Origin of the sequence: Segatella cerevisiae (genome assembly GCF_024054555.1) — a bacterium.
In the GTDB taxonomy this organism is placed as follows: Bacteria; Bacteroidota; Bacteroidia; order Bacteroidales; family Bacteroidaceae; genus Prevotella; species Prevotella cerevisiae.
The window spans coordinates 127925-153914 of the sequence record NZ_JAMXLY010000001.1 but is presented as its reverse complement, the minus strand read 5'-3'; the positions used below and the strand labels follow the sequence as shown (position 1 = coordinate 153914).

The following is a 25990-nucleotide window of genomic DNA, read 5'->3' as shown; positions in this document are numbered from 1 at the left end:
AACCCGGAATATTCTGTAGGATCTATTTCCCTTTTAGTTTTTTTCATTTAAATGAATTTCTTCCTCGATCTGGTAATCGTTCCTTCTCTCGTTTTGCCGGCTGATCAGGTCTCCCAGAAATCCAGCGAGAAAGAGTTGTGTACCCAGCACCATCGTCGTCAGGGCGATGAAGAAATAGGGTGACTCTGTAATCAGGTTCCCGTATATCCCATAGTGGAGGGCAACCAATTTGTCAGCTCCCAGGATAATGAGAGCTATAAAACCGATGAAGAAGACGATTGAACCCAGGAATCCGAAGACATGCATCGGCTTTTTCCCGAAATTGGTCAGGAACCATAGCGTGAGCAAATCGAGGTAACCGTTGAAGAACCTGTTGACCCCGAATTTGGATTTGCCGTATTTCCGTGCGTGATGATGTACGACCCTTTCTCCGATTTTATCAAATCCTGCATTCTTGGCCAGATAGGGGATATAGCGATGCATCTCACCGTACACTTCTATATTCTTGACGACAACTTTCTTATAAGCTTTCAGTCCGCAGTTGAAGTCGTGGAGATTGTGTATGCCACTGATCCACCGTGCCGTCGCATTGAAGAGTTTGGTAGGCAGGGTCTTCGAGAGCGGATCATACCGTTTCTTCTTGTAACCGGAGACCATGTCATAGTTGTCTTCAGTGATCATCTTGTACAGTCCGGGAATTTCGTCAGGAGAGTCCTGAAGATCCGCGTCCATCGTGATGACGACATCTCCCTGGGCAGCCTTGAATCCACAGTATAATGCTGCACTCTTCCCATAATTGCGGCGGAATTTGATCCCTTTCACCCTATCAGACTTCTCAGATAGATTTTGGATGATTTTCCAAGAGTCATCTGTAGATCCGTCATTGATAAAAATGATTTCATAGGTATAGTGATTGGCGTCCATGACCCGTACAATCCAGTTGTAAAGTTCCGGCAGGGATTCTGCTTCGTTGTAAAGAGGTATGATGACTGATATATTCATTTCTTATAAAAAGTAGATTTCAATTATTCTCTGAATTGTCTTTCTGATTCTGGATGTCCTTGCGGGGGATTCGCCGAGCCATGATTGCTGCCACGATAGGACTGACAATCACGGCACCGAACAGTTCAAGGATAAAGAACATCGATGCCCATGCCAGCGGACTCATCATGCCGACGGCATCCTTGAGTTGTTGTGCCTGCGTACCGCTGAGGTTGTAGACTTTTGCAACGACGGAATACGATTCATTCCACTGTTGCAGGAACCCGCTGATGTCTCCGAATCTGAAATAGAGGTATTGTACAACACCCAAGATGAGAGCTGCATGGAAGAATGTTTCTGCCGTATAGAGAAATCCTCTCCTGAAGGATATGACGCCGTCAAGGGCGGTGTCCCGGAATTTTTTCAATCTGAAAGCGACAAAGAATGGAGTAGCCAGGACTGCCAGATCTGCGATAGGGGCCAATATAGGCATCTGAGTCGTCAACATGGTGCAGAGAAAACCTGCGATCCACAACACAGAGAGAAAAACTCCATCTTGCCGTGCAAAAGCTCTTACTTGTGTGATATTTTGAGATGTTATCATGTTCGAATTTATATTCTCTTTTAAAGAGCGATGGAGGTTGGACTCCGCTATGGAAAAGATGTGACTTGCCTTTACAACGAAAAATAGATCTGTTGTTACAGTATCAATACCTCCATCAAAGCCCGTTTATCCTCTGCAAAAATACTTAAAATCCTTCATAAAAAAGAGGGATGAATGGAAAATTTACCTTTTTTGAATAAACACTAGGTTTCCCTCATCGTCCTCTCTGAAAAAGCGGAGAGAAGCATGACAGAAAATAAAAAAGGCAATCTTCCTATTTATCATAGTCTGACTGCCTTCTTCTATTGTGCCTTCTGTCGGAATCGGACCGACAAACCTCCAAGATAAATCTTGTGCTCTTCCTATGAGCTTCAGAAGGCGGGTGGGCAAGCGATTCTTAGCGCGCCGCTACAACCCAGTACCCTTGCTTCGTTCCCAACCTGGGGGATTCGAGGGGAGCTGGCCGTAAGAGACTTGCCCGTATGCTTTTGCAAGCGTCTGCAAAGATAAGAAATTTATTTCAAATGGAAAAGCATTCTGTCGGTTTTTCTCATTTTTAACACTATCACTATGGAATCCTCTTTTCTGTCCGTTTCCCTATAGAAAGGTGAGGGGGTAGGCAACGCCGGAACGCAGAATTTGCCGGTCATTCAATCAGAGATCTCACCGGTTTTCAGAACAGGAGGCCTATCGAAAATCTGAAGGGCAGAAAGTTGTCCGACCCACTTTCAAAGATCGACGACGGTGATACCTGCACCGCCAAACTGAACTTGTTCGTCGGCAAAATGTGTAACGTTCGGTAGGCTTGAAAGGTATTCCCTGATCAGATTTCTCAGAATACCGTTACCTTTTCCGTGGAGTATCCTTACCCGTGGAATATTCATCAGGATGGCATCGTCGATGAAACGTTGGACAGTTTGAAGGGCTTCATCTCCTCTCATGCCCCTGACATCCAAGTCTTGGCGGAATTGGCTTCTATGGGCATCGATCGTATCCTGAGTTGTCTTGCTTATTGCCGCACTCCGCAATCTGTCAACGATAGCGTTCTGTTTCGAGGTGCTTTCGCTTTCGGAAGATGTTGCTTTGACAGGTCCGGAGACCTGTTCGAGTTTGTCCTTGTTGATGCTCGTATGTATTTCCCCGAATATGACACGAGCAGATTTTCCGCTTAAACTTTCGATGCGGCCGACCTGGCTCATGCCTTTCATCCGGACATAGTCGCCGGCTGCCAATTCATGAGGACTTGCAGTTGAGGCTTTTGCTCCTTGGGCATTCGGCTGCCCTTGTACCTTTTCTGTCTTGCGTTTTTCACGACGTTCACGACGTCGTTTAATCTTCTCGATCTTCCGTGCAATCTCATTCTCGTCAGTTGCCGGTTTGGCCTCAATGTCCTGTTTGAAATCAGCCAAGTCTTGACGGGCTTTCTTCGTAATGTCTTTCTGAGCCTGACTCTCCCGGATCGTCTTGATGGCATTTTCTATCCGTTTGTTGCTGTCTGCCAAGAGAGATTTTGCTTCCTCTTTGGCCTTGTTCAGAATGTCCCGGCGTTGTTCCTCGACGTTCTGGAGACCTTCTTCATATTGGGCTGCCATCTTCTCGATTTCCTTTTCTCTTTGATGGATCTGTTGCCGCTTGCTTTCCCAGTAACGTTTGTCCCGGACAATATCCTGAAGGTATTTGTCACTCTGAATATAATCGTTGCCCACGATCTCAGAAGCATTCTTGATGACTTCTTCCGGGAGTCCGATCTTCCGGGCGATGTCGATAGCGAAAGAACTGCCGGGCTGACCTATTGCCAATTGGAAAAGAGGCTGCATCTGATGGCGGTCATACAGCATGGCACCGTTGACGACGTCCTGGTGCGAGTCGGCAAAGTGCTTGAGATTGGAGTAGTGGGTTGTGATGACACCCCACGCTCCCTTTTCCAGAAGTCGGTTGAGGACACATTCAGCTATGGCTCCTCCTATGCGAGGCTCCGTTCCGCTCCCGAATTCATCAATGAGAAAAAGTGTCTGACTGTTAGCTTGCTTCATCATGTTTTTCATATGAAGCAAATGTGACGAATAGGTGCTCAGGTCATTTTCCAGACTTTGCTCATCACCGATATCGATCATGATGTCGTGGAAGATGCCTGCATGGGAGTTTTCTGCAATCGGCACAGGTAGTCCGCATTGCAACATATATTGGAGGAGTCCGACAGTTTTCAGACAAACTGATTTTCCGCCTGCATTAGGACCTGAGATGATTAAGATCCTGGCGTCTTTTTTGAGTGTAATGTCAAGAGGGATCAGTCGATGAGTCCCGTCACCTTTTTTCTCCAAAGACTTTTTCAGAAGCGGATGCCTGGCCTGCACCCAGTCAATGGCGGGGCGGTCTTCCACCGTCGGCTCATTCGCCTGCATGGACTTTCCCAATGCCACTTTCGCATAGATCAAGTCGATGTCCCCCATGAACCGGCAAGCGTCAAGCAACTCACGCGCATAAGGGCGGATGAATTTGGCGACTTCTTTCAGGATGCGGATCTCTTCCTGCCGTTCTTTACCTTCCAGTTCCCTGACCTTATTATTGGCGTCTACCACCTCTTCAGGTTCGATGAAAACGGTTTTTCCGGTAGCTGACTCGTCGTGGACGATGCCCCGGATGCGGCGCTTCAAATTAGGCGCTACTGGGATGACGAGACTTCCATCACGCATGGTCGGTGCCGTATCCTTGTCTACGACACCTTCCTTTTGGGCTGACTTGAGGATGCCATAGAGCGTCTTGGTGATGCTTCCCCGAGCACGCTTCAGTGAACTGCGGATGGTCTGCAATTCGGGTGAGGCATTGTCCCGCAGATGCCCGTTCTCATCGAGGATCTGCTGTATCCTTTGGATCGTTTTCGGGAAATCGGCTACCCCGTCAGCCAATTCATAGAGGGCAGGGTAGAGGGTTTCTGCCTCATGATCCTGATCTTGTATCTTTTCTTCTTGACGGACTCTGACAAACTTTAGGATCTGGCTTTCGGTCTTCAGCATCTTTTCCAAAGCGAAGAGTTCTTCCTCTTCCAAATGGGTGTTCTGGATCCGTATCCTCTGTATTGCTGAACGTAGGTCCAGAAATCCGTCAAGAGGAAACTGGTCTTCTATTTCCAGTAATTGGCGGAGTTCACGAACCTGCTCTAGATTTTCATTGATGTCCTCTACTTGGGTGGAGAAAGAAATAGAACTGGCTTTTTCCTGACCTAACTGACTCAGACAGAGACCGGTTAATTGTTTCCTTATTTCGTCAAATCCGATTTTGGTTTCAAAATTCTTTGGATAAATCATTTCACAAAGATACAGTAAAAATGCAATTCAGCCAAATATTCATAATTTTTTGTCACTCCACTTGCACGTCACCAGTCCGCTTGAGGACGCCCCAAGACTGTAACTCTCCTTTTATCGCTCTGAGGTAGGTCTTGAAGAGTACGAAGTACATGATCCAGCGGTAGAAGAATCTCTGTGGGATAATCCAGAAAAGGGTTGACAACCGTTTATGCTCAAACATGAAAGCGAGGAAGGAGACGCTGCCGTCAATGAGCAGGAACAACAGGTAATAGACGAAGATCTGCCAGAAGTTTCCTGTGAATAGTCCGACGATCATCAGTATATCCGCAATCGGAGAGAATGTAGGGATGATGTACTGAAATATCAGCATGTTCGGCAGAGCCCAAAGTCCTAGACCTTTGTGCTTTGTGGAGAAAAGTTGTGACCGGTGTTTCCAAAAGGACTGTAATACACCGAAGCACCAACGTGTACGTTGCTTGACAAACTGCCGGATAGTCTCCGGAGCTTCGGTCAGCGCAATGGCTTTGTTCTCGTTCTCAATGATGTAGCCGGCGGCAAGGATACGCATCGTCAGATCACAGTCTTCAGCCAGCGTATCTGTGGTCAGTCCGCCTGCATCGATGATGGCCTGTCGCCTGAAGCAACCGATGGCTCCCGGTACAACCGTGATGGCGTTGACGCTGGAATAAGCCATTCTGTCGAAATTCTGGCTTGTCGTATATTCGATGGATTGCCATTTCGTCAGGATATTGCGGACATTGCCCGTCTTGACATTCCCCGCTACGGCACCCACTTTCTTGAGTTTGTCGGCGAGCATGTGCTTCATCATAATGCTGACGGCATCATGAAGGAGACGGGTATCAGCATCGATGCAGACTACATATTCGGCATTGGTGTGTCCGATGCCGTTGTTCAGGGCTGCAGCTTTTCCGGCATTCTCCTGATGCAGGATCAGTAACTTGCCATCATCTCCGAAATTTTCCCGGACACGCTGCAAGGTATGGTCTTTGCTGCCGTCATCGATGAAGACAACATTGAAGTTGGGATAATCTTGTTGCCTGAGATTGCTCAAAGTTGCTATAATGTTGACCTCTTCATTGTATGCAGGGACAATGATCGAGACCAAAGGAGCTGTCTGCGGGTCAATATCCGGAAAATGACGATGCCGTTCAATCCTCTTTTCCCTGATCATCAGGATATACATCACGACCAGTCGTAGAAGACCGAGAACAAGGAAGATGATCAGCAGTGCCGTCACAAAGTCACCTGCCTCATAAATAAGTGTGGCGAGGGCGAGGTTCGACTGCATAGCGTAGTAAGTCTCACCCTTCTTGATAGGCGGCATCAGTTGGTCGCGGGTCTTTCCGAGATATTGCTCGATGGAGATAAAGTGGTATCCCTCTTTCAAGAGTTCCCTGATGATTTGAGGCAGAGCCTGAATCGTATGCTTACGAGTGTCACCTCCAGCGTCGTGCAGCAGAATGATATGTCCGTTGCCCTGGTGGACACCCTTGATGACACGGTCGTAGACCTGTTGTGTCGTAATACCGGGTTGCCAGTCATCAGGATCTATGGATTCACCGACGAAAAGATAATTCTTTCGCGATGCCACGATGATCGGTTCGATCTCGTCACGGGTTGTAGGGTCAGCATCAGCATTGTAAGGCGCTCGGAACAAGATGGTACTTTGGCCAGTGATGCTTTCTATGAGCATACGGGTGAGTTTGAGTTCCGAATAGGCCCTCTGTGTAGAGTTGGTTGCGATGTCCAGGTGCGTGAAGGTGTGGTTGCCTATGGTATGTCCATCTTCATAGACCTTCTTTACCAATGGAAGGTTCTTTTCCATCTGCAATCCGACCATAAAGAAAGCCGCTTTGATGTGGTAGCGCTTAAGTATTCGGAGAATAGTCGGTGTCCACCTGTAATCAGGGCCGTCATCAAACGTCAGGAGGAGTTGTTTGCTCTTGGCATGTCCGATCTTGTCTATCTCGTAAGATTCCGGGATCTGCAGGTATTTTTCATTAGAGATGAGCATATCCTGCCGGTCTATATCCAGTTTTGCCTTTCCGGGTTGAGGCTCGGATTTGACGTTGAGGATTTCACCGGAACCCATATAATTGATGTCGAAAAGTCCGGGGATATTTTCAAGTTTGGAAAATTGGAATTTGGCAGTCTTTGCTTTCGTCATATTCTGGTCGTAGAACTTCCACATGCGCTGGTCCTCTGTTCCCAAACGCCAGAGACAGAAACCTGCTGTCGGATACTCACTGCCGAAGCGCATGAGGTTGAAGAGGGTAGCGGCATCTGTGAAATAGACTTGGTGCAATACGTTGTCATCGTCCTCATAAGAGTAATTCAGGTTGTATGTGTTCCCGTCATAGTTGATGTCAGAACCGGCATCGGAAGCACTGGCCATTGAAGCATTGTACGAAACAGTGGTACCGCCGTCCGCTTTTGTCCAGTCATAGCCATAACCTGCAAGACCCAGCACAATTTTGTCGTTGGGGATAGATCTGGCAGCCTGATCCATGGCATGTTCCACCCATGACTGTGAGCTGATCGCACCCGGAGTACTTTCAGAGTTGTGCTCGTCATAAGCCATGAGGAAGAGATAGTCTTCATATTTGGCGAGGTTCACGACATCATAGTCCTCATTATTGGGAGCAATATCCTGAGTCACAAAGAGATTGTTCTCATGAAATTTATCGGAAATTTCTTTGACGAAAAGGGTCAGATTCGTATTGTCTTTAAGTTGTAATTCCTCTAAGTCAAGATTGATACCTGAGAAATGGAATCTTTGACAAGTCTTGAGAAGGGTGTAAATGAATTGCTTACGGAGTTTGGGACTGTTGATGATTCTGCCAATAGGCTGGGCACGGAAACTCTCACCATAGTTGTTGGTCAGCATCGGCAATATAGGGATACCGGATTTACGGCATAACCGGAGGGCTTTCTTGTCGATCTGAACTTCCAGGGAACCGGTTTTAGGATTGATGAAAAACCATTCCGGAATGATCATATTCAAGTGCTTGAGGTTACGTTTGAGAGATTGGAAAGAGTGTGCATCCCAATTGACGTACCATGCAGCACGTATTCCCAATGCAGGATTGTCCCATTCCTGCAGATATTTGTCAGTAGCTTTATCTGCTTTTACATGAAACCGGTGTTGTTTCATTGCCTCAGCGGTATAGTCACTGTGCATGTTCTTTTCTTTGAAGAAATCGCGGAAAGTCTTATACTGTTTGGACATTTCATTAGATTTCATCAAGGGTTTTTCTGCAGTCAGAGCCCGGCGATATTCCCGAATCAGTGGCATGTGAGGAGAACCCTCCAGTGCGAACATGGTAATGAAGGTGATGACAAGTAAGACAATGATTACGGCTATTACTCTAAGTGTCCATAAAAATCTCGTCCAACGTGATTTGGATTCGGTCTGGAAAATCTGTTTACCCATAAGTTTCTTTTAAGAGCCCAACTTTTCTTTATTCACTTGATTTCTTATTTTGAGAATCTTTATGATTGTTTTTGTCCTCAGTTTGAAATTTGCCGCAAAAATACGCTTTTGTGGACAAAGTGAAGAAAGAATAAGATTAAAAGAACTAAATGAATTCTTAGAAATACTTAAACATCTTTAATAAAGGTATATCAGCCGATTAAGGCGATTGTGAAGTTCAATGCACTTTTCCAAAGTTACAAGAATATTGTCAGTGCATCTTATTGAGGTTATTCAAGCTAAAATACTGGAATATGCCTACTTTGGCATCGTGCGGATCTGTGTGAATGTCATTCATTTGGTCCAATTGCTTCCGGATCGTTATTGCGCTAATTCAATAATAGTGATGAAGATATTTTAACGATTCAAATGGTACTTTTGATAAACTCTGATATCCCTTTGCAGGTGTCATTACTGTTTTCATTGTTAGGAAGGACTTCAATATTGTTATTTGTCAGAACTAAGGCTTTGGATAGCCTTTTCTGCATTTTAAAATCACCATTCTTGAATAAAAATGTTATATTTGCGTTTTAAAGAAGAATATAGTTTTTGGAGGAATATTTATGATAAAGGCAAAACCATTCATCAAATGGGTTGGTGCAAAGGGACAACTCATTGAACAATTGGATGCTCTACCTCCGATTAACTTTGATGATTGGGAGACCGTGGTTTATAGTCGGATTTGCCATTATGAAATTTGAAGCCTATTTTACCTTTAAAAATGAATTTACATTTTGATTTATCATTTGCTGACGGTTATAAGAGCAAGTCACAGATTGCGAGAGTCTTAACTGAAAATTGGCTTGCCGCAAATATGTACTGTCCGATTTGTGGCGAAACTTCGATCAGGCATGCCGAACCGAACGCACCGGTGAAAGATTTCGTCTGTGATCATTGTAAATCACAGTATGAGTTGAAAAGCAAGCAATCTGATTCATCCAGATTTATCCATACGGTAGTAGATGGAGTTTATCAAACCATGATCAGCAGGATAACCTCCTTGGAGAATCCGAGTTTTTTCTTTTTGCACTATGACAGATATGAGGTAAACAATCTCGTGATTGTTCCTAAATGCTTCTTTGTACCTCAAATCATTGTGAGAAGAAGTCCATTACCTTCTACGGCAGAACGCACCGGATGGGTAGGTTGTAACATTCAGTTAAGTGAAATACCAGATGCTGCAAAGATACCGATTATTATTGATGGAACAATAAGAAATCCTCAGGAGGTCGTCTCAGACTACAAGAAGATTTATTCTCTCCAAACAAATAGTTTGGAAGGTAGGAGGTGGCTGGTAGATATTCTCTCTTGTGTCCAGCGCCTCGGACGTAATTTTACCTTACAAGATATTTATGCTTTTGCCGATGAATTAAAGTTAAAGCATCCCGACAATAATCATATCCATGATAAGATCAGACAGCAGTTGCAGTTTCTGAGGAACAAGGGGCTCTTAGAGTTTAAGAGAAGGGGAAATTACAGACGAATCCTATAATTTGAGATCATTTGTTAACATAGCTATTATCGCTATGATTTATCAATTCATTGATTTTCAATAGACTTGATGATTTTACCAATGATCTTCTTTGATCAGAAATGTCAAAGATTGATCATCATGGCTTTATTTGCCGTTTATTTCTGAACTTTGTCTTCAGAAATGAAGTTTGATGTCGAAATAGAAGAAAGGCTTGTACGTTCAGTACAGATTGAGGCAAAGTCTCAAACTGAGGCTTTGTCAGCAGTTCGGCATTCTTATCGTTCACAGCAGATTGTTCTTGATGCAGAGGATTATTTTACAACTGACTTTTCTGTTAAGGAGCACTTTCCTTTTTATATTTCTCCCAAACATGATTTCCTGCTAGCTCATGGCGATTCATTCAAGTTGCTAAAGCAATTTGATTTCAAGTTTGACATGATCTTCGCTGATCCACCATATTTCCTTTCCAATGGTGGAATGTCCTTGCAAAGCGGAAAGGTCGTCTGTGTGGATAAAGGCGCTTGGGATAAAGGTAAAAGCCTGGATGAAATGATGGATTTCAATGAGGAGTGGTTGCGCTTGTGCCGGGATAAATTGAAAGACAATGGAACAATATGGATAAGTGGAACATATCATAACATCTTCTCTGTAGCAAATTGTCTCAATGAACTAGGCTATAAGATTCTGAATGTTATTACGTGGCAGAAGACGAATCCTCCTGCAAATATATCCTGCCGTTTCTTCACCTATTCTACAGAATTTATTATTTGGGCCAGGAAATTTCCTAAAAAGCCACATAAGTTCCATTACCATCTTATGAAACATTTGAATGGGGATAAGCAGATGACAGATGTTTGGCGACTGCCAGCTATAGGTCGATGGGAGAAATCTCAAGGTAAGCATCCGACGCAAAAGCCGCTCAGTCTTCTTACTCGTCTTATTCTGGCTTCTACTGATTCGGGAGATTGGATATTGGATCCATTTAGCGGGAGCAGTACGACCGGTATTGCAGCTAATTTATGTGGCCGCCGATTTGCAGGAATAGAACAGGACGAGGAATTCTGTGACATGTCAAAAGCTAGGCGTGAAGAAATAGAAAATCAGGATGCGAGAAAGAACTTGATTAATCATATTGCTGATTTGAAAATGCTTAAAGCACATGAAGAATTTTGCGAGGAAGCCTCTGTAGTTGAAGGTCAATTACCTTTTGAAGATGGAATTTTAAGATAAACGTGTATATTTAATTAAAGTGTACTTGAAAATGCACGTCAAATTTCTCCTTATGGGGACTGTTCGCCTCCAAACTCCCCGATGTCTTCCAGTATAGATTATTCCGTCTTACCAACACCCAGAAATGGCACTTCTATATTGAACTTGCCGTAGTCTTAACAGATATTCTAATAATTAAAACTTTCAAATGAAAGCAAAAAAAAATAAATTTATTACTGCTTTCTGGGTACTATATTATATTTTTTTTATATTTGTAAGCAATGAAAAGCATTTTGGTAGGAGTATAACTCAGAGCTGTGAAAACAGAATGAATAATAAGTGGAATTCAGATTATCTGTTTAGACGGTTCGTCTTTGGATCTGATAAAATGCATAGTGAAAAGTGGCCGGTGTTGACTGACTAATAATCTGCAAAAAATAATCTATCTGCACTAATTGTAATCGTAATGAGATTTAAATTGACTCTGACCGTAGACCGTGGTCGATATGGTGATTGCTTGCCGATTAATTATCAGTATGAACAATCTGCTGTAATTTACAAACTTTTGGCTAGTGCTGATGAAAGGTATTCATCATGGTTGCATGATAATGGCTTTCAATTGGATAATGGCAAACGGTTTAAGTTGTTTTGCTATTCTCGTTTCGAATTTGAGAAATATCGGATTATCCCTAAGGCAGGATGCATTAATATCATCGGAGATCGGGTGGAATGGTTGATCAGTTTCTTACCAGAAAAGAGTACATCTGAATTTATTGAGGGTTTATTCGCACATCAGGAATTTGTTCTTGGCAATCAGGATTTTCAAGTGGCCTTTTCTGTCAGAAAGGTTGAGGCGCTGACACCTGTGACTTTTCAGAAGGAAATGAAGTTCCTGACCCTTTCACCAGTTTGTATCCGTGAGCGGGAAGGACTCCGGAGACAATATCTCGTGCCGGGAAGTGAGCATTATAATCAGGCTGTCTTGAAAGGTTTATTGTCCCGGTATAAGGCCTATTATCATCGGGATTTCCAAGGTGATCTCTCTGCTTTTTGTCTGGAAATTTTAAGCCAGCCTAAATCTGTGCTTGTCACCATCAAGTCTGGTACGGCTCAGCAGACGCGGGTGAGAGGGTTTATGTATCATTTTAAACTGACAGCTCCTGGAGAACTCCTGCATGTTGCTTTTGAAGGAGGAATAGGTGAAGAATGTTCACAGGGATTTGGATGTATTGGCTTAGAAGATTCGGGTTGTAAAGGTTAAAGTAAAAGATCCTGTTTTGAATGAGAGGAGTCTAAAATTAAATAGATTGAATCATGAAGCGCACTTATGACAAGATTGATGAACAATGGTTGACGAGGCCGACGGGTGACCCGTTTGTGGATGCTGGCGGGTATGCCTTAGAACAAGTCAGTGAATTGTACCCCGATGAGGATATTTTGGAACTGATCATGACGGTGACTGATATTTATGTTGAGCATTGGGGTGGCAAACTGAATTCGTTTTTTCTTGATTCTACCATCACTCAGCCTGCTTTTAAAGGCAATAGGAAAAAAGAAGAGACACGAAAGTACTATTCATCCTTGTTGAATGACCAAGATGGACGAATGGGCTTTTGCCAGATAACCGGACGCAGGACAATGGTGTTTCCGGGAGGACGGAACAATATGGTATTGACAGGTTCAAATACATTTGTCAATTTTCACCATAACTTTCAGAGAGGTATCATGCTTTCCAAGGAAGTTCTTATCAGGGCTTTTTTCTTGCCTTTAGCTTGTATGTCTCTTCAAGGAAAATTGGCTTTGATTTCAAGTAACATTCTGGAAGTTTCCAGATTTTTCAGCCAGAAGATTTGTAAACAAAATCTAATGGCTGTCGTGCAAAATAGTTCTGAGTCTGTGCTTCGTGCGAAGTCCAATGATCCCAGTACTGCACTTTTCCGATATGCCGATCAAGTGATTGAGCAAAAAAAACGGGAATTTGGTCAGGTTCTATGCAGTCTGACTTTATATCATTTCTCTAATTTTGGCGCAAGTCCTGAATTGACGGTTTACCAGTTGCCCTTCCAGATATTGAAATTTTATAGGTTTACTCAAGAAGGGGAAAATAAAGATTGCTGGGATACTTTCATATCACGATATTATAGGAGAAAAGGGGCCTCTTATGATGAACAGGAACATGGTTTTCAAGTAAAGGAGAATCGGAAGATTTCAGTGGCGACCAGTGAGGATTTTCAATATTGGCAGAACTCTATCTATCAGAATTTACTGAAAGGTCAATCCATTTTACCGGAGATGTGTCAGTTTGCCAAAGGACATGAGTTAATCTTCCGGATTGTTAGGGTCTATGTTTTAAATATCTTAAATATGAAAAAGGAGACAGTTGATAAAATTGTACAGATGGCGGATTTTATTATTTCTTCGAATGATGACCGTGGAATTGGTAAAGTCCTGAAAAAGCTGGATGGGGCTACGAACTCATATTTGCTGAGAAGGATTATCCTGAAGGATGTGGTCGCTAAAAATTATGAAGAGGGGAATGAGGATGCGATCGTCAGTGTCCGGGATTATGTGGATTACCTTTTTCCTGATATTGATTCCTGGAAAGAAACAAGGGACGTTTTAGAAATTGCACTCTATGAGAAGTTGCAGGAACAACATCGGAAAGTCGCTGTAGAATCAGTAGAAAATCAAATAATGGAAGAATGATTAAAAATGTAAAATATGGAAAACAATTTAAAGATTCAAGGATTTGTGTTGCTGGATGTGGATGTAGTGGCACTGAATAATGGTGGGGCTGACACTTCATCAAATTATGATAATGCTGTAAAGACGAAGTCGATTTATAAAAATGGAGAGAACTATGTTTATGTTTCCGGTCAAGCATGGAGATACTGGTGGCGGAATACGCTTCAGAAAGATCTCGGTTGGACACTCTCTCCTGTAACGAGGGATAAGAATATCGCTTTTACGAATGCCGATCCGATCCGTTATCCGGATGATGATATTTTTGGATATATGCGTGCTGCCACAGAAGAGTATGAAGAAAAAGGGAAGAAAAAGAGTCGTAATATCACGGTGACTAGGGTTTCTCCCTTGAAAAATTCAGCACTGGTTTCTGTTGCGTCGGTGCATCCTGCTGCCAACTGGTCCAGTATGTCAAGGCAAGACGGTGATTCTGTCCCTTATAAAAGGCAGGAATATAGCGCAGTGATGAAGGGTATGTTTTCTCTGGATGCAGATATGGCGGGTACTTTTTCTGACTATAATCGCAGTGGTTATAAGAATCTGTCAGAGAGTTTGAAAGAATTTGCTATGACAGAAGGGGGGAATGAGATTGTTGATCCGTTTGGAAGCGGAAAATTAATCCGCTTACCTTTGCAAGTAAGACAGCAACGTGTTTCAGATACTATTTTGGCTTTGAAGAATATTTCCGGTGGCGCTATGCAGACTAACAATTTGGGAGATGTCACTCCTAAATTGATTATTTTGGCCACTACTGTGACGGGAAATCATCCTTTTTCTCATATTGTAATGGGTTCGGGTGATCGCAATGAGAAAGCAGTGCTGAACGTAAAAGGGCTTAAAGAAGTAATAGATGATTATAGCTCAACATTCAGAGGAAAGATATTTATCGGAAAGCGAAGTGGCTTTTTTGATGAATATGATCAAGAATTGGCACAACTGGCTTCTGATCATAAGGATATGGTAGAATTGGGTCCGGTTAACCAATCCATTGAGCATTATGTGTTGCAGATTAAACAACAGATGGAATCATGAAAGTATACCGAATAGAAATCAGTTCCTGGACTGCAAGTTTCCGCTATCCTAATTTGATATCAGGTTACCAACCGACTCTTCATGTTCCCCCCTTAAGTACTGTATTGGGACTCATGAATGCCTGTGCGGGAAATTATATTGTCCATGATCATCTGGATATTGGCTATTACTTTGAGTATGGGGCTGAGTCTACGGATCTGGAAACTATCTATCAGGTGGGGCTTACTGGTAAAGGTACTCCGAACAATAAGACGAAATCTAATGTCTTGCAACGGAACTTTCTCTATGACTGTAGATTATTCATTTATTTGAAAGAGAATCAACTGGTAGATTACTTTCGAAAACCTCAGTTTCAGATTTTATTGGGAAGGAGCAATGATCTGGCCAGTGTGGATGGGATTGGGGAGTATGAACTTGAAGAAGTTGATAAAGCCCAAAAAATAAAGGGACAGATTGTCCCTTTTGAGGGGCATTATCTTCCCGGGATTGTTCAGGCCTTACCGGAATATTTTACTGATGAAATCCCAAGGAAGAATCTTGGAACACAGGCTTTTTCTGTGATCCCTTATCAGGCTGAAGACTTTTCTACTAACATCCCCGCATATGAGGATTCCATTGAAGGTCGGAAAATTGATATTTATTTTCATCATCTAAACTTTGGAAGAAGAGATTAAACAACAGAGAACTTTGGTCTTAGCCAAATCTGAACCGGAAATATCTTTAAGACAGCATATTGATGACTGTCTTCATATCATGGAGCAGCTAAAGAATTGTGTTCCCGATGTTCCAGGGGGGCATAAACAGGCTTTTTGGAAAATCCTTAGTGAAGCCATTGTCTTCCATGATATGGGGAAGGTTCATCCTGAGTTCCAAAAGTTGTTGCATAAGCAGCCTAATCATTGGTGTCATCAACGGCACGAGTTGTTCTCTCTCTATTTTATCCGGAATTCTGATTTGGAAGAGGAAGAAAAACAATGGGTGGAGTTCCCAGTTTTGGGACATCATAAACCGTTGGCGGATTTGTTCTGTTTTGTTGATCATAATTATGAACAGGATGACTATGATTTGGAGGGTGATGATAGAATGGATTTTTGCAAAGAATGTGAAAAAATGGACAGTCATTTTGTCTGGTCTTTGCTAAAGAATTATGGAATCCATGGAAATACATCCTTACCCTTCCAACCAGTTGACCTGATCCGTAAGGAATTGCGTAACAATAAAGATATAGAGGATTCTGAAACCTTTTTCCGCCTGTTGCTGACTGGTGCTCTCAAACAATGTGATCATCTGGCTTCCGCAGGGATAAAGCATCTTTTGAAACTTGACATGGAGGATTTTGAATTTTTATATCATTATCCATTTTACCATCATCAGAGAGAAGATGCGAATTGTGCGGGGAATGTCTTGCTTGTGGCTCCGACAGGTTCAGGGAAGACGGAGGCTGCCTTTGCTTGGTTGAAGCAGCAATTGCAAGTGAAAGGGCAGGGGAGAGTATACTATATCCTGCCTTATACTGCTTCCATTAATGCAATGTATGAACGGCTGAATGAGGAGATGCCCTCTCCAGAGAAGAAGGTGGGAATGATTCATGGAAAACTGGCTCAGTATATAGAGACTCGAATGGCGGACCAATCCTATTCCACGGAGGATCTACGTAAATTAGCGGAGGGTTTCAAGTCAATGGTTACCCCAGTTAAAATTGTGACCCCTTTTCAACTTTTGAAATCTTTATATGGTCTGAAAGGTTATGAAAAAGGGTTATTTGAATGGTGTGGAGGATATTTTATTATTGATGAGATCCATGCCTATGATGCAGCCTTATTTGCCCAAATAATCGTACTTCTTCAGTTTGCCGTAAAATTTATGAACGTGAGTGTACATCTCATGACAGCTACACTTCCTTCTTTTATGAAACGTGAGATAGAGATGGTTATCCGGCCTTTTCGGGAAATTAGAGCGGATCCTGAACTTTATCGGTCTTTTAGACGTCATCGGGTCAAGATACTGGAGGGTAAGCTTATGGATCATTTGGAACTGATACAGAAAGATATCAATATGGCTAAGAAGGTGCTGGTCGTATGTAATACGGTAGAAACTTCACAGTATGTTTTCGACCATTTGGATGCGCCTCAGAAAGTTTTGCTCCATGGAAAGTTTAACAGTGAAGACCGTTTTAACCATGAGTCTCTTTTGCAGAATGAACATGTGAGTCTTCTTGTAGGTACTCAAGCTATTGAAATTAGTTTGGATATTGATTTTGACGTACTTTATTCTGAACCTGCTCCAATAGATGCATTACTTCAGCGTTTTGGCCGGGTTAACAGAAAACGGAAAAAGGGGATCTGTACCTGTTATGTCTTTAAGGATAGAAATGAACAGGACCGATTTATTTATAAAGATTCTAAAGTCATTTCACGGACTTTGATTGCTTTACAGGAAATAGAAGAGGATTATGATGGGATTATACAAGAAAAACAATTGCAGAAAGTGATTGACGTGGTTTATCCTGATTGGGCCCCGCAGCAGAAAAAGGAATATGACTTAACCCGGAAAATTCTGATGAATTTCATTACACATGAATTAAGGCCGTTAGATGAGAGTGATAAAAGGGAAGCAGACTTTTACAAGCAGTTTGATGGCATAAAGATTTTACCAGTAGCTTTGTCAGCAGAATACCGGAAACGAGTTTCTGAATACCACTTGATTAAGGCTTCTGAACTCCTGGTTTCTGTCAGCACTGGCCAATTTCATGCATTGGAAGAAGATGGTGCCATTGGCCTACAGTCATTCCCTTACTTTTCAGATGCCCACTCTAAAATTTATACCTCTCGTGTTTATGTGGTGAATCGAAAATATACTCATGAACTTGGACTGCAGATGAATGCTGCAGATGCTCCCTCTGAATATAATGATAATTGTCTATGATGATAACAGGAACTCATTTTAATTATTTTTTAGTCTGTAAGCGGAAGCTATGGCTGTTTTCTCATGGAATCAATATGGAACAAAATTCAGGCTTGGTAGAAGAGGGAAAATTGATTCATGAGTATAGCTATTCGCAGCGTTCATCAAAGTATGAAGAAGTCGCAATTGATGGGATTAAGGTGGATTATTATGATGTTAGAAATAAGGTGATCCATGAAATTAAGAAATCCAATAAAATAGAAAAGGCTCATGAATGGCAATTGAAATATTATTTATATGTCTTTGAACGACATGGTATTGATGGTATTCGTGGAGTATTGGAATATCCTACGTTGCATAAGACTCGTGAGATAGACTTGAGTGATGCGGATAAAGTCAGAATCCAGAAAATGATGCAGTCAATCTCTGCCATTATGGGGCAAGAAACTTGCCCCGAAAAGTGTATCAGAGGAATCTGCAAAAACTGTAGCTATTATGAGTTTTGTTATACACAAGAGGAGGAGACACTATGAAGAGAAGTTTTTATCTTTTTAGCTCTGGAATTATGGAACGTAAGGATAACACCTTGAAGTTTACTCCTATAAGTGAACAAATCGGAGAAGAGCAACTTTTGCCCCCACGTTATCTTCCTGTGGAGGATATTTCAGAATTATATGTTTTTGGTAGTCTGAGGGCAAATAGTGCCCTCTATGGGTTCCTTGGACAAAAGGACATACCTGTTCACTTTTTTGATTATTATAAGAACTATACAGGTAGCTTTATGCCTCGTGACGGGCTGCTTTCCGGCCAGACTTTATTGGCCCAGTCAAAAACCTTTTTGAACAAGAAGAGAAGGGTGGAGATTGCCAGAAAGTTGATTCAGGGTGCAGCTTGGAATATGGTTATGAACTTGAATTACTATCAGCGCAGAGGAAAAGATCTGACGGAAACAATAAAGGATATTCGCCGTCTAAATGATGCTCTTCCTCGATCTGCTAGTGTAGAAGAAGTAATGGGTACGGAAGGAAATATTCGCAAACTCTATTATTCTGCCTTTGATATTATTTTGAATGATTTTACAATGGGACCTCGGACGAAGCGCCCTCCACAGAATGAGGTCAATGCCTTGATCTCATTTGGAAATATGATGTGCTATGTAGAAACTTTAAGGGCCATTCACCTAACCCAGTTGAATCCAACAATTAGTTTTCTCCATACACCCGGGGAAAGGAGATATTCATTGTGCCTGGATATTTCTGAAATTTTTAAACCTATTGTTGTTGATCGGGTAATCTTTAAAGTCTTGAATAAACATGCTTTGCAAGAACAACATTTTGATTTCCGATTAAACCGCTGTCTACTGAATGACAAAGGTTCTAAGATTTTTGTGAAGGCAATGGAAGAGAGGTATGAAGAAACCTTTAGACATCGTTCTTTGGGTCGGAATGTCAGTTATCGGCATCTGATAAAACTTGAATGTTATAAACTCTTAAAGGATATTCTTGGTATTGAAGAATATAAACCTTTTAAAATGTATTGGTAAGATGTATGTGATTTTGGTATATGATATCAGTATAAAAAGAGTTGCCAAGATGCTTAAACTTTGCAGACAGTACCTCTGTTGGATTCAGAATTCCGTATTTGAAGGAGAGATCACTGAAGCAAAATTGAAAGAGTTGATTTTCAGAATGGAATTGATTATTAACAAGAGAGAAGATAGTATCATTATTTTTAGTAATAAGATGGGCTATACAATGAATAAAAAGATACTTGGAAAGGAGAGAATGTCAACAGATAATTTTCTTTGATGGTTTACGGGCTTTCCGGATGCCATTCGGAGATGTTTCAACAGACGGATATCCGGCTTTGCGTCATATATCAGATATGCTACTCGGTAAAGTATGTAGTCAGCAAGTGACAGAAAGAGTTCCTCATGGATCTCAAGCTTGTCTATACGGCTCTGACTGGGAATTTGCCGAAGCGGATTTCGGCAATCCTGAAATGAGGAAAGCCGTATTCTGTCGCCATCAATTCTGGGCTCTACATGAGGGCTCATTCATTCGTTATTTTCAGTAAACCGCAGCCCTCTGGTATACCATTTATTATCATAGAAGGTTACCATCGCCAAATTTGAAAGACCACCAAGATAAAATAAGTATTTTTCAATGAAGTAGCCCTTGAAAAAACGGAGCTATTTGACCTACCAAAATATCAGAACGGATGATGTCATTGGCAAATTAGGGAAGAACAATTAATTCTAAAATTTGGTGAAAGGTTCCTGAATTTGTAACTTTGTGGTGTGGGGAACTGCTTCTCAGATAAGAAATGTGATTGGAAATCGCGCCCCCTGGGTAAAAGTGAGACCGACATTCTTTGGCATAATTCGGTTGGTGTTCCTTATTATTGTTGTCAATGTCCTTATTATTTCATTTCTGTGGTTCCTCTTATGATGCCTAAGTGTTCTTTGACATATTGATATACCTTATAAATAAAGGAGTTGTCGATGACAGGGATAAAATCAATTTTTAAGCATCGCCATTATTTTAAAAGATATTTTTGAATTTTTGTTTCATAAATCCTTTTATTTATCGTATATTTGCAGTCATCTATTTACCTGTTTTACTCGTACCTTTATGGAATTGAAACCCAGCAACGAACTGGTCAACACCTTTGTAGTGTTCGGTTTTACTCGTACCTTTATGGAATTGAAACGCTCCGAACAAAAACGCATAATCCTCTTCTTTTGCAAGTTTTACTCGTACCTTTATGGAATTGAAACACGAAGTCATTACCACGATATGTTTTGCCGCCCAAGGTTTTACTCGTACCTTTATGGAATTGAAACCGATATATTTCACCTCCTAACTTCAACGCACGTTTGGTTTTACTCGTACCTTTATGGAATTGAAACCGCGTTGAAAGATAGAAATGATGCTTCCCAATCATGTTTTACTCGTACCTTTATGGAATTGAAACTCGAATTATACAATCTGTTTAATTCAATAGCTGCCTGTTTTACTCGTACCTTTATGGAATTGAAACCTGGTATCGCTCCAGTCAACGTCTACACGTTCGGCGTTTTACTCGTACCTTTATGGAATTGAAACGAAGCGCAAATATTATGACTCTAAAACGTTAAACAGTTTTACTCGTACCTTTATGGAATTGAAACTCGCTTGCAATTCCGTCACTTGAATTGGCGTCAAGGTTTTACTCGTACCTTTATGGAATTGAAACACATCTGTCAACATCATTTAACAAAAAAGACTAAAAGTTTTACTCGTACCTTTATGGAATTGAAACTACGGGTTTTGAATATCATACGGATAATTACCGTGTTTTACTCGTACCTTTATGGAATTGAAACGAACTGCCTTCCGTTGTCACGCCTCAACCAGACGGTTTTACTCGTACCTTTATGGAATTGAAACTAAATAATGACAAAATCACCTTCTTTGAATTTTTCGGTTTTACTCGTACCTTTATGGAATTGAAACATGGGTCATCAGCCGGCACCGATGTGTCATATATGTTTTACTCGTACCTTTATGGAATTGAAACAAGCGTACTGTGTGCTGTGCGGATTGTGTTTATGGAGTTTTACTCGTACCTTTATGGAATTGAAACTTGAGTTATACAATCTGTTTAATTCAATAGCTGCCTGTTTTACTCGTACCTTTATGGAATTGAAACCGTACATCATTCTGTATTTGTCCCGAGGAGTCAACTGTTTTACTCGTACCTTTATGGAATTGAAACTCGAGTTGTATAACTTATTCAACTTGACAGCTGCTGTTTTACTCGTACCTTTATGGAATTGAAACGAAACGCGAATATCTTGATTCTCAAACGTTAAACATCGTTTTACTCGTACCTTTATGGAATTGAAACATTAGTAATGTGGTCCTGTTCAGTCAATCTCCGCAGTTTTACTCGTACCTTTATGGAATTGAAACTTATTTTTGTCGTTATTTGCCTACATTTGTCGTGTGTTTTACTCGTACCTTTATGGAATTGAAACCGAGGTCGTAGAATGAATAGGTCTTCCTTATCAAAGTTTTACTCGTACCTTTATGGAATTGAAACTGCTTTCGAATTTGAGATAGTATACAAATTAAGCTGTTTTACTCGTACCTTTATGGAATTGAAACATGTCTTTCGTGTGAACCGGTATACCGGAGATGATGTTTTACTCGTACCTTTATGGAATTGAAACTAAGGTCATCCATCGTTTTCAGCTCCGGATACAAGTTTTACTCGTACCTTTATGGAATTGAAACACTATACGACCAGTCCCCCGGACAAACCGCAAAGCGTTTTACTCGTACCTTTATGGAATTGAAACATGTGTCATATATTTGCTAACATCTGTTAACTATTAAGTTTTACTCGTACCTTTATGGAATTGAAACTGATCAATTTCTATATCTCCGAAAAAGAGGCCGAGTTTTACTCGTACCTTTATGGAATTGAAACGATGTCTTTTACATCGTCAACAAATATAGTCAACAGTTTTACTCGTACCTTTATGGAATTGAAACCGGACATTGTTTCTTCGCTTGATAGCGACTTTCTGGTTTTACTCGTACCTTTATGGAATTGAAACCGATAATATTTAGGGCGCCCAGAAAGCGCCTTGTGTTTTACTCGTACCTTTATGGAATTGAAACTCACTTTCGTCACAATCAGAAATTATCTGGTCAATAAGTTTTACTCGTACCTTTATGGAATTGAAACTACAATAATTTCATCCTAATATAAGATGACAATTGTTTTACTCGTACCTTTATGGAATTGAAACGTTAATGACTTAATTAATTGTGTCCCGTTATTGAGTTTTACTCGTACCTTTATGGAATTGAAACATGGGTCATCAGCCGGCACCGATGTGTCATATATGTTTTACTCGTACCTTTATGGAATTGAAACGAAATGGAGTAGTTGACTGTATCGAAAAGGCAGATACGTTTTACTCGTACCTTTATGGAATTGAAACATACTTGCGATATAAGCCCACAAAGGAGCTATACTGGTTTTACTCGTACCTTTATGGAATTGAAACTCGCTTGCAATTCCGTCACTTGAATTGGCGTCAAGGTTTTACTCGTACCTTTATGGAATTGAAACGTAGGAGTTTTCGTTTTTATAACTCTCCCGTCTTTCGTTTTACTCGTACCTTTATGGAATTGAAACGTCGTTGTTGAGTGTAATATATAGTGCACTCTCAGGTTTTACTCGTACCTTTATGGAATTGAAACTTGATTATCTTTCAGATATTCAAATTCAGGCAAAGGTTTTACTCGTACCTTTATGGAATTGAAACCCATGAAACCATCTGCGAGCAATCAAAAGCGCAAGTTTTACTCGTACCTTTATGGAATTGAAACCCATGAAACCATCTGCGAGCAATCAAAAGCGCAAATGTTTTACTCGTACCTTTATGGAATTGAAACAGGCAAAACAGTTAAGACGGCTTACATGAGATTTTGGTTTTACTCGTACCTTTATGGAATTGAAACCCTTGCGACCATCTGCGAGCAATCAAAAGCGCAAAGTTTTACTCGTACCTTTATGGAATTGAAACGTCCCAATCAGGAGATAATCGTTCTTTTAATTCAGGTTTTACTCGTACCTTTATGGAATTGAAACTGACCTATTGAAAAGGACTCGATTACTAATAGGTCGTTTTACTCGTACCTTTATGGAATTGAAACAAATTAAGGCTGCTCGCGCGCGCCTTTGCAAGTTCAGTTTTACTCGTACCTTTATGGAATTGAAACTTGATAGTTCGCGCACAAATATACCCGTGGCAGCTTGTTTTACTCGTACCTTTATGGAATTGAAACGGCAAAAAATGACATGTACGGGAATCCACGCGTAATAGTTTTACTCGTACCTTTATGGAATTGAAACGAGCGATACTGGCAGCGGAACAAATAACATTTAAAGTTTTACTCGTACCTTTATGGAATTGAAACGTGGATGTCCGTGTGATAACGGATGTCTTGACAAGAGTTTTACTCGTACCTTTATGGAATTGAAACCGGAATGGACTGACCCTCCGTATCAAGCAGATAAGGTTTTACTCGTACCTTTATGGAATTGAAACATCATTCCTTTGTCAACCGAATGAACCGGAACACCGTTTTACTCGTACCTTTATGGAATTGAAACGTGCTATTCTGAAAGACAATTAGTAGATAGAATTGTTTTACTCGTACCTTTATGGAATTGAAACCAGTCGAGAATGACATGGCCACCTTCGGTTGTAACGTTTTACTCGTACCTTTATGGAATTGAAACTTGCTTTTCATGACATCAAATAGCTTGTCTTGCTCTTGTTTTACTCGTACCTTTATGGAATTGAAACATTAAAATAGATTCTGAGAGCGGTTCAAAGGGTTTGAGTTTTACTCGTACCTTTATGGAATTGAAACTATTTTTATTAACTGGATAAGTTATCCACCTGATACGTTTTACTCGTACCTTTATGGAATTGAAACTCGTTGGTGACGGTGCAATGACATCAGACGGCGAATAGTTTTACTCGTACCTTTATGGAATTGAAACAAAGTACCAATATTCTGATTCTCAAACGTTAAACAGTTTTACTCGTACCTTTATGGAATTGAAACGAGATTTACACGCAAATAGGTTACTCGTGCGGTTGTTTTACTCGTACCTTTATGGAATTGAAACTTTCCAAACTGGACTACTCCGCGGTCGCCTGCGGAGTTTTACTCGTACCTTTATGGAATTGAAACCTGGTATATTTGTACGTGAACTTGCAAAGGCGCGCGCGAGTTTTACTCGTACCTTTATGGAATTGAAACAAGTCCTTATAAATGCAGATGAAAGTAAACAATAGTTTTACTCGTACCTTTATGGAATTGAAACCATAATCCCTATATTTCGCAATGTTGACGGCGAAAAGTTTTACTCGTACCTTTATGGAATTGAAACTTGCTTTTTGTGCTGCAAGACCTAAACCGCTTCGCCCTGTTTTACTCGTACCTTTATGGAATTGAAACATATGTGGGTCTGATGGATATTATATGCTTGATGGTTTTACTCGTACCTTTATGGAATTGAAACGAGGGAACAAACAAGAAGGAGACTATGTCAACTGGTTTTACTCGTACCTTTATGGAATTGAAACTGCATCTGTTGTATGTGTCCTGGGAGAGGTCATGCAGTTTTACTCGTACCTTTATGGAATTGAAACTGTCCATGATGAACTGAATAGGATTTCCGCCCCTGTTTTACTCGTACCTTTATGGAATTGAAACTTGAACTGACATTCCCTTCTTATCGGGCAGATGATAGTTTTACTCGTACCTTTATGGAATTGAAACTTCATAGATGGCTTCTGCAACAGCAGCTGCATTCAGTTTTACTCGTACCTTTATGGAATTGAAACTAGCCATGAAGATATTGTCGTTATAGGAATCTAACAGTTTTACTCGTACCTTTATGGAATTGAAACAACCAGCTTCGTGGGTGATTCTGTCGGGGCTACCACGTTTTACTCGTACCTTTATGGAATTGAAACTTGAGACACGTTCCTCGGTTTTTCTTCTTTGAGGATGTTTTACTCGTACCTTTATGGAATTGAAACGAACTCTGGTCAGGAGAATTTGAGAAAGACGGAAAGGTTTTACTCGTACCTTTATGGAATTGAAACGGAGCAATCCTCGGTTGCTGCGCACATAGATTGGTCGTTTTACTCGTACCTTTATGGAATTGAAACTTTATGATCTCCTCATCGGTATGACTGTCTTTTTCGTTTTACTCGTACCTTTATGGAATTGAAACGACTGTTGCCGGGAAGTTTAGTACGATGAAAGATTCGGTTTTACTCGTACCTTTATGGAATTGAAACATCAAGATGAGTGAGACAATGCTCAATCAGCTGTGGGTTTTACTCGTACCTTTATGGAATTGAAACGCAGACAGTGCAACACTCCATGACGCGGACTATCCCGTTTTACTCGTACCTTTATGGAATTGAAACGTCATAATCGGGCGAAAATGCCACGATGGCGATTGGTTTTACTCGTACCTTTATGGAATTGAAACTATTCCGAGCAAACGAAGTAACGAAACCTGCGGTGTTTTACTCGTACCTTTATGGAATTGAAACGGAGTACTCTCATGTAAGAAAGAGAGCACGTCTCTAGAGTTTTACTCGTACCTTTATGGAATTGAAACTTTGGGTACTCCTCCTTTTCAAGAGCAATATC

Annotated in this window: 14 protein-coding genes, 1 pseudogene and 1 CRISPR repeat array (1 of these 16 only partly in view); of the genes and pseudogenes, 11 read left to right on the top strand and 4 right to left on the bottom strand. The window is 41.1% G+C overall.

The genetic code is table 11. The features are described 5' to 3' along the window. Window positions 1–33 precede the first annotated feature (33 nt). The 4 genes from NG821_RS00550 to NG821_RS00535 all read right to left on the bottom strand — a co-directional run bounded on the left by NG821_RS00550 (window position 34) and on the right by NG821_RS00535 (window position 8344). Window positions 34–1002 carry a glycosyltransferase family 2 protein gene (locus tag NG821_RS00550; RefSeq protein WP_252759704.1) on the bottom strand — a complete coding sequence of 323 codons (969 nt, stop codon included), beginning with the start codon at window positions 1000–1002 and terminating at the stop codon, window positions 34–36. 19 nt (window positions 1003–1021) lie between these two features. Next, entirely contained in the window at window positions 1022–1585 is a 564-nt protein-coding gene (locus NG821_RS00545) for a DUF4199 domain-containing protein (RefSeq protein ID WP_252759703.1), read from the bottom strand. Window positions 1586–2313: 728 nt separating this feature from the next. Next, window positions 2314–4890, bottom strand: coding sequence for an endonuclease MutS2 (locus tag NG821_RS00540; RefSeq protein WP_252759702.1), 2577 nt, complete (start codon window positions 4888–4890; stop codon window positions 2314–2316). 52 nt (window positions 4891–4942) lie between these two features. Further along, window positions 4943–8344 (bottom strand): polysaccharide deacetylase family protein, encoded by a 3402-nt coding sequence (locus NG821_RS00535; RefSeq protein ID WP_252759701.1) that lies wholly within the window; start codon window positions 8342–8344, stop codon window positions 4943–4945. A gap of 602 nt (window positions 8345–8946) precedes the next feature. Between NG821_RS00535 and NG821_RS00530 the strand changes: the two are divergent. The 11 genes and pseudogenes from NG821_RS00530 to cas2 form a co-directional block, all read left to right on the top strand. Beyond that, window positions 8947–9057 (top strand): annotated as a pseudogene (locus tag NG821_RS00530) (DNA adenine methylase); the annotation flags it as partial. Between the two features lie 47 nt (window positions 9058–9104). Continuing rightward, window positions 9105–9875: a DpnI domain-containing protein gene (locus NG821_RS00525; RefSeq protein WP_252759700.1), complete on the top strand. Its 771-nt coding sequence runs from the start codon at window positions 9105–9107 to the stop codon at window positions 9873–9875. A gap of 162 nt (window positions 9876–10037) precedes the next feature. Next, entirely contained in the window at window positions 10038–11087 is a 1050-nt protein-coding gene (locus tag NG821_RS00520) for a DNA methyltransferase (RefSeq protein WP_252759699.1), read from the top strand. Window positions 11088–11532: 445 nt separating this feature from the next. Beyond that, window positions 11533–12327, top strand: a complete 795-nt coding sequence (gene cas6, locus NG821_RS00515) for a CRISPR-associated endoribonuclease Cas6 (protein ID WP_252759698.1) — start codon at window positions 11533–11535, stop codon at window positions 12325–12327. A gap of 53 nt (window positions 12328–12380) precedes the next feature. Then, the gene (gene cas8a1 / locus NG821_RS00510; RefSeq protein WP_252759697.1) at window positions 12381–13772 is read left to right on the top strand and encodes a type I-B CRISPR-associated protein Cas8b1/Cst1; all 1392 of its coding nucleotides are present in this window, start codon (window positions 12381–12383) and stop codon (window positions 13770–13772) included. Between the two features lie 15 nt (window positions 13773–13787). After that, window positions 13788–14843, top strand: coding sequence for a type I-B CRISPR-associated protein Cas7/Cst2/DevR (cas7i, locus tag NG821_RS00505; RefSeq protein WP_252759696.1), 1056 nt, complete (start codon window positions 13788–13790; stop codon window positions 14841–14843). Then, the gene (cas5b, locus tag NG821_RS00500) at window positions 14840–15517 is read left to right on the top strand and encodes a type I-B CRISPR-associated protein Cas5b (protein ID WP_252759695.1); all 678 of its coding nucleotides are present in this window, start codon (window positions 14840–14842) and stop codon (window positions 15515–15517) included. The genes cas7i and cas5b overlap by 4 nt, the downstream gene beginning before the upstream one ends. After that, window positions 15501–17768, top strand: coding sequence for a CRISPR-associated helicase Cas3' (cas3, locus tag NG821_RS00495; protein ID WP_252759694.1), 2268 nt, complete (start codon window positions 15501–15503; stop codon window positions 17766–17768). The genes cas5b and cas3 overlap by 17 nt, the downstream gene beginning before the upstream one ends. After that, complete coding sequence (cas4, locus tag NG821_RS00490; protein WP_252759693.1) at window positions 17765–18280, top strand: CRISPR-associated protein Cas4; 516 nt, start codon at window positions 17765–17767, stop codon at window positions 18278–18280. The genes cas3 and cas4 overlap by 4 nt, the downstream gene beginning before the upstream one ends. Then, complete coding sequence (gene cas1b / locus NG821_RS00485; protein ID WP_252759692.1) at window positions 18277–19290, top strand: type I-B CRISPR-associated endonuclease Cas1b; 1014 nt, start codon at window positions 18277–18279, stop codon at window positions 19288–19290. Before cas4 ends, cas1b begins: the two co-directional genes overlap by 4 nt. A 1-nt stretch (window position 19291) precedes the next feature. Beyond that, window positions 19292–19555 (top strand): CRISPR-associated endonuclease Cas2, encoded by a 264-nt coding sequence (gene cas2 / locus NG821_RS00480; protein ID WP_252759691.1) that lies wholly within the window; start codon window positions 19292–19294, stop codon window positions 19553–19555. An 808-nt stretch (window positions 19556–20363) separates the two neighbouring features. Then, window positions 20364–25990: direct repeats of the CRISPR family, unit length 30 nt; unit sequence GTTTTACTCGTACCTTTATGGAATTGAAAC (it continues 3378 nt past the right edge of the window).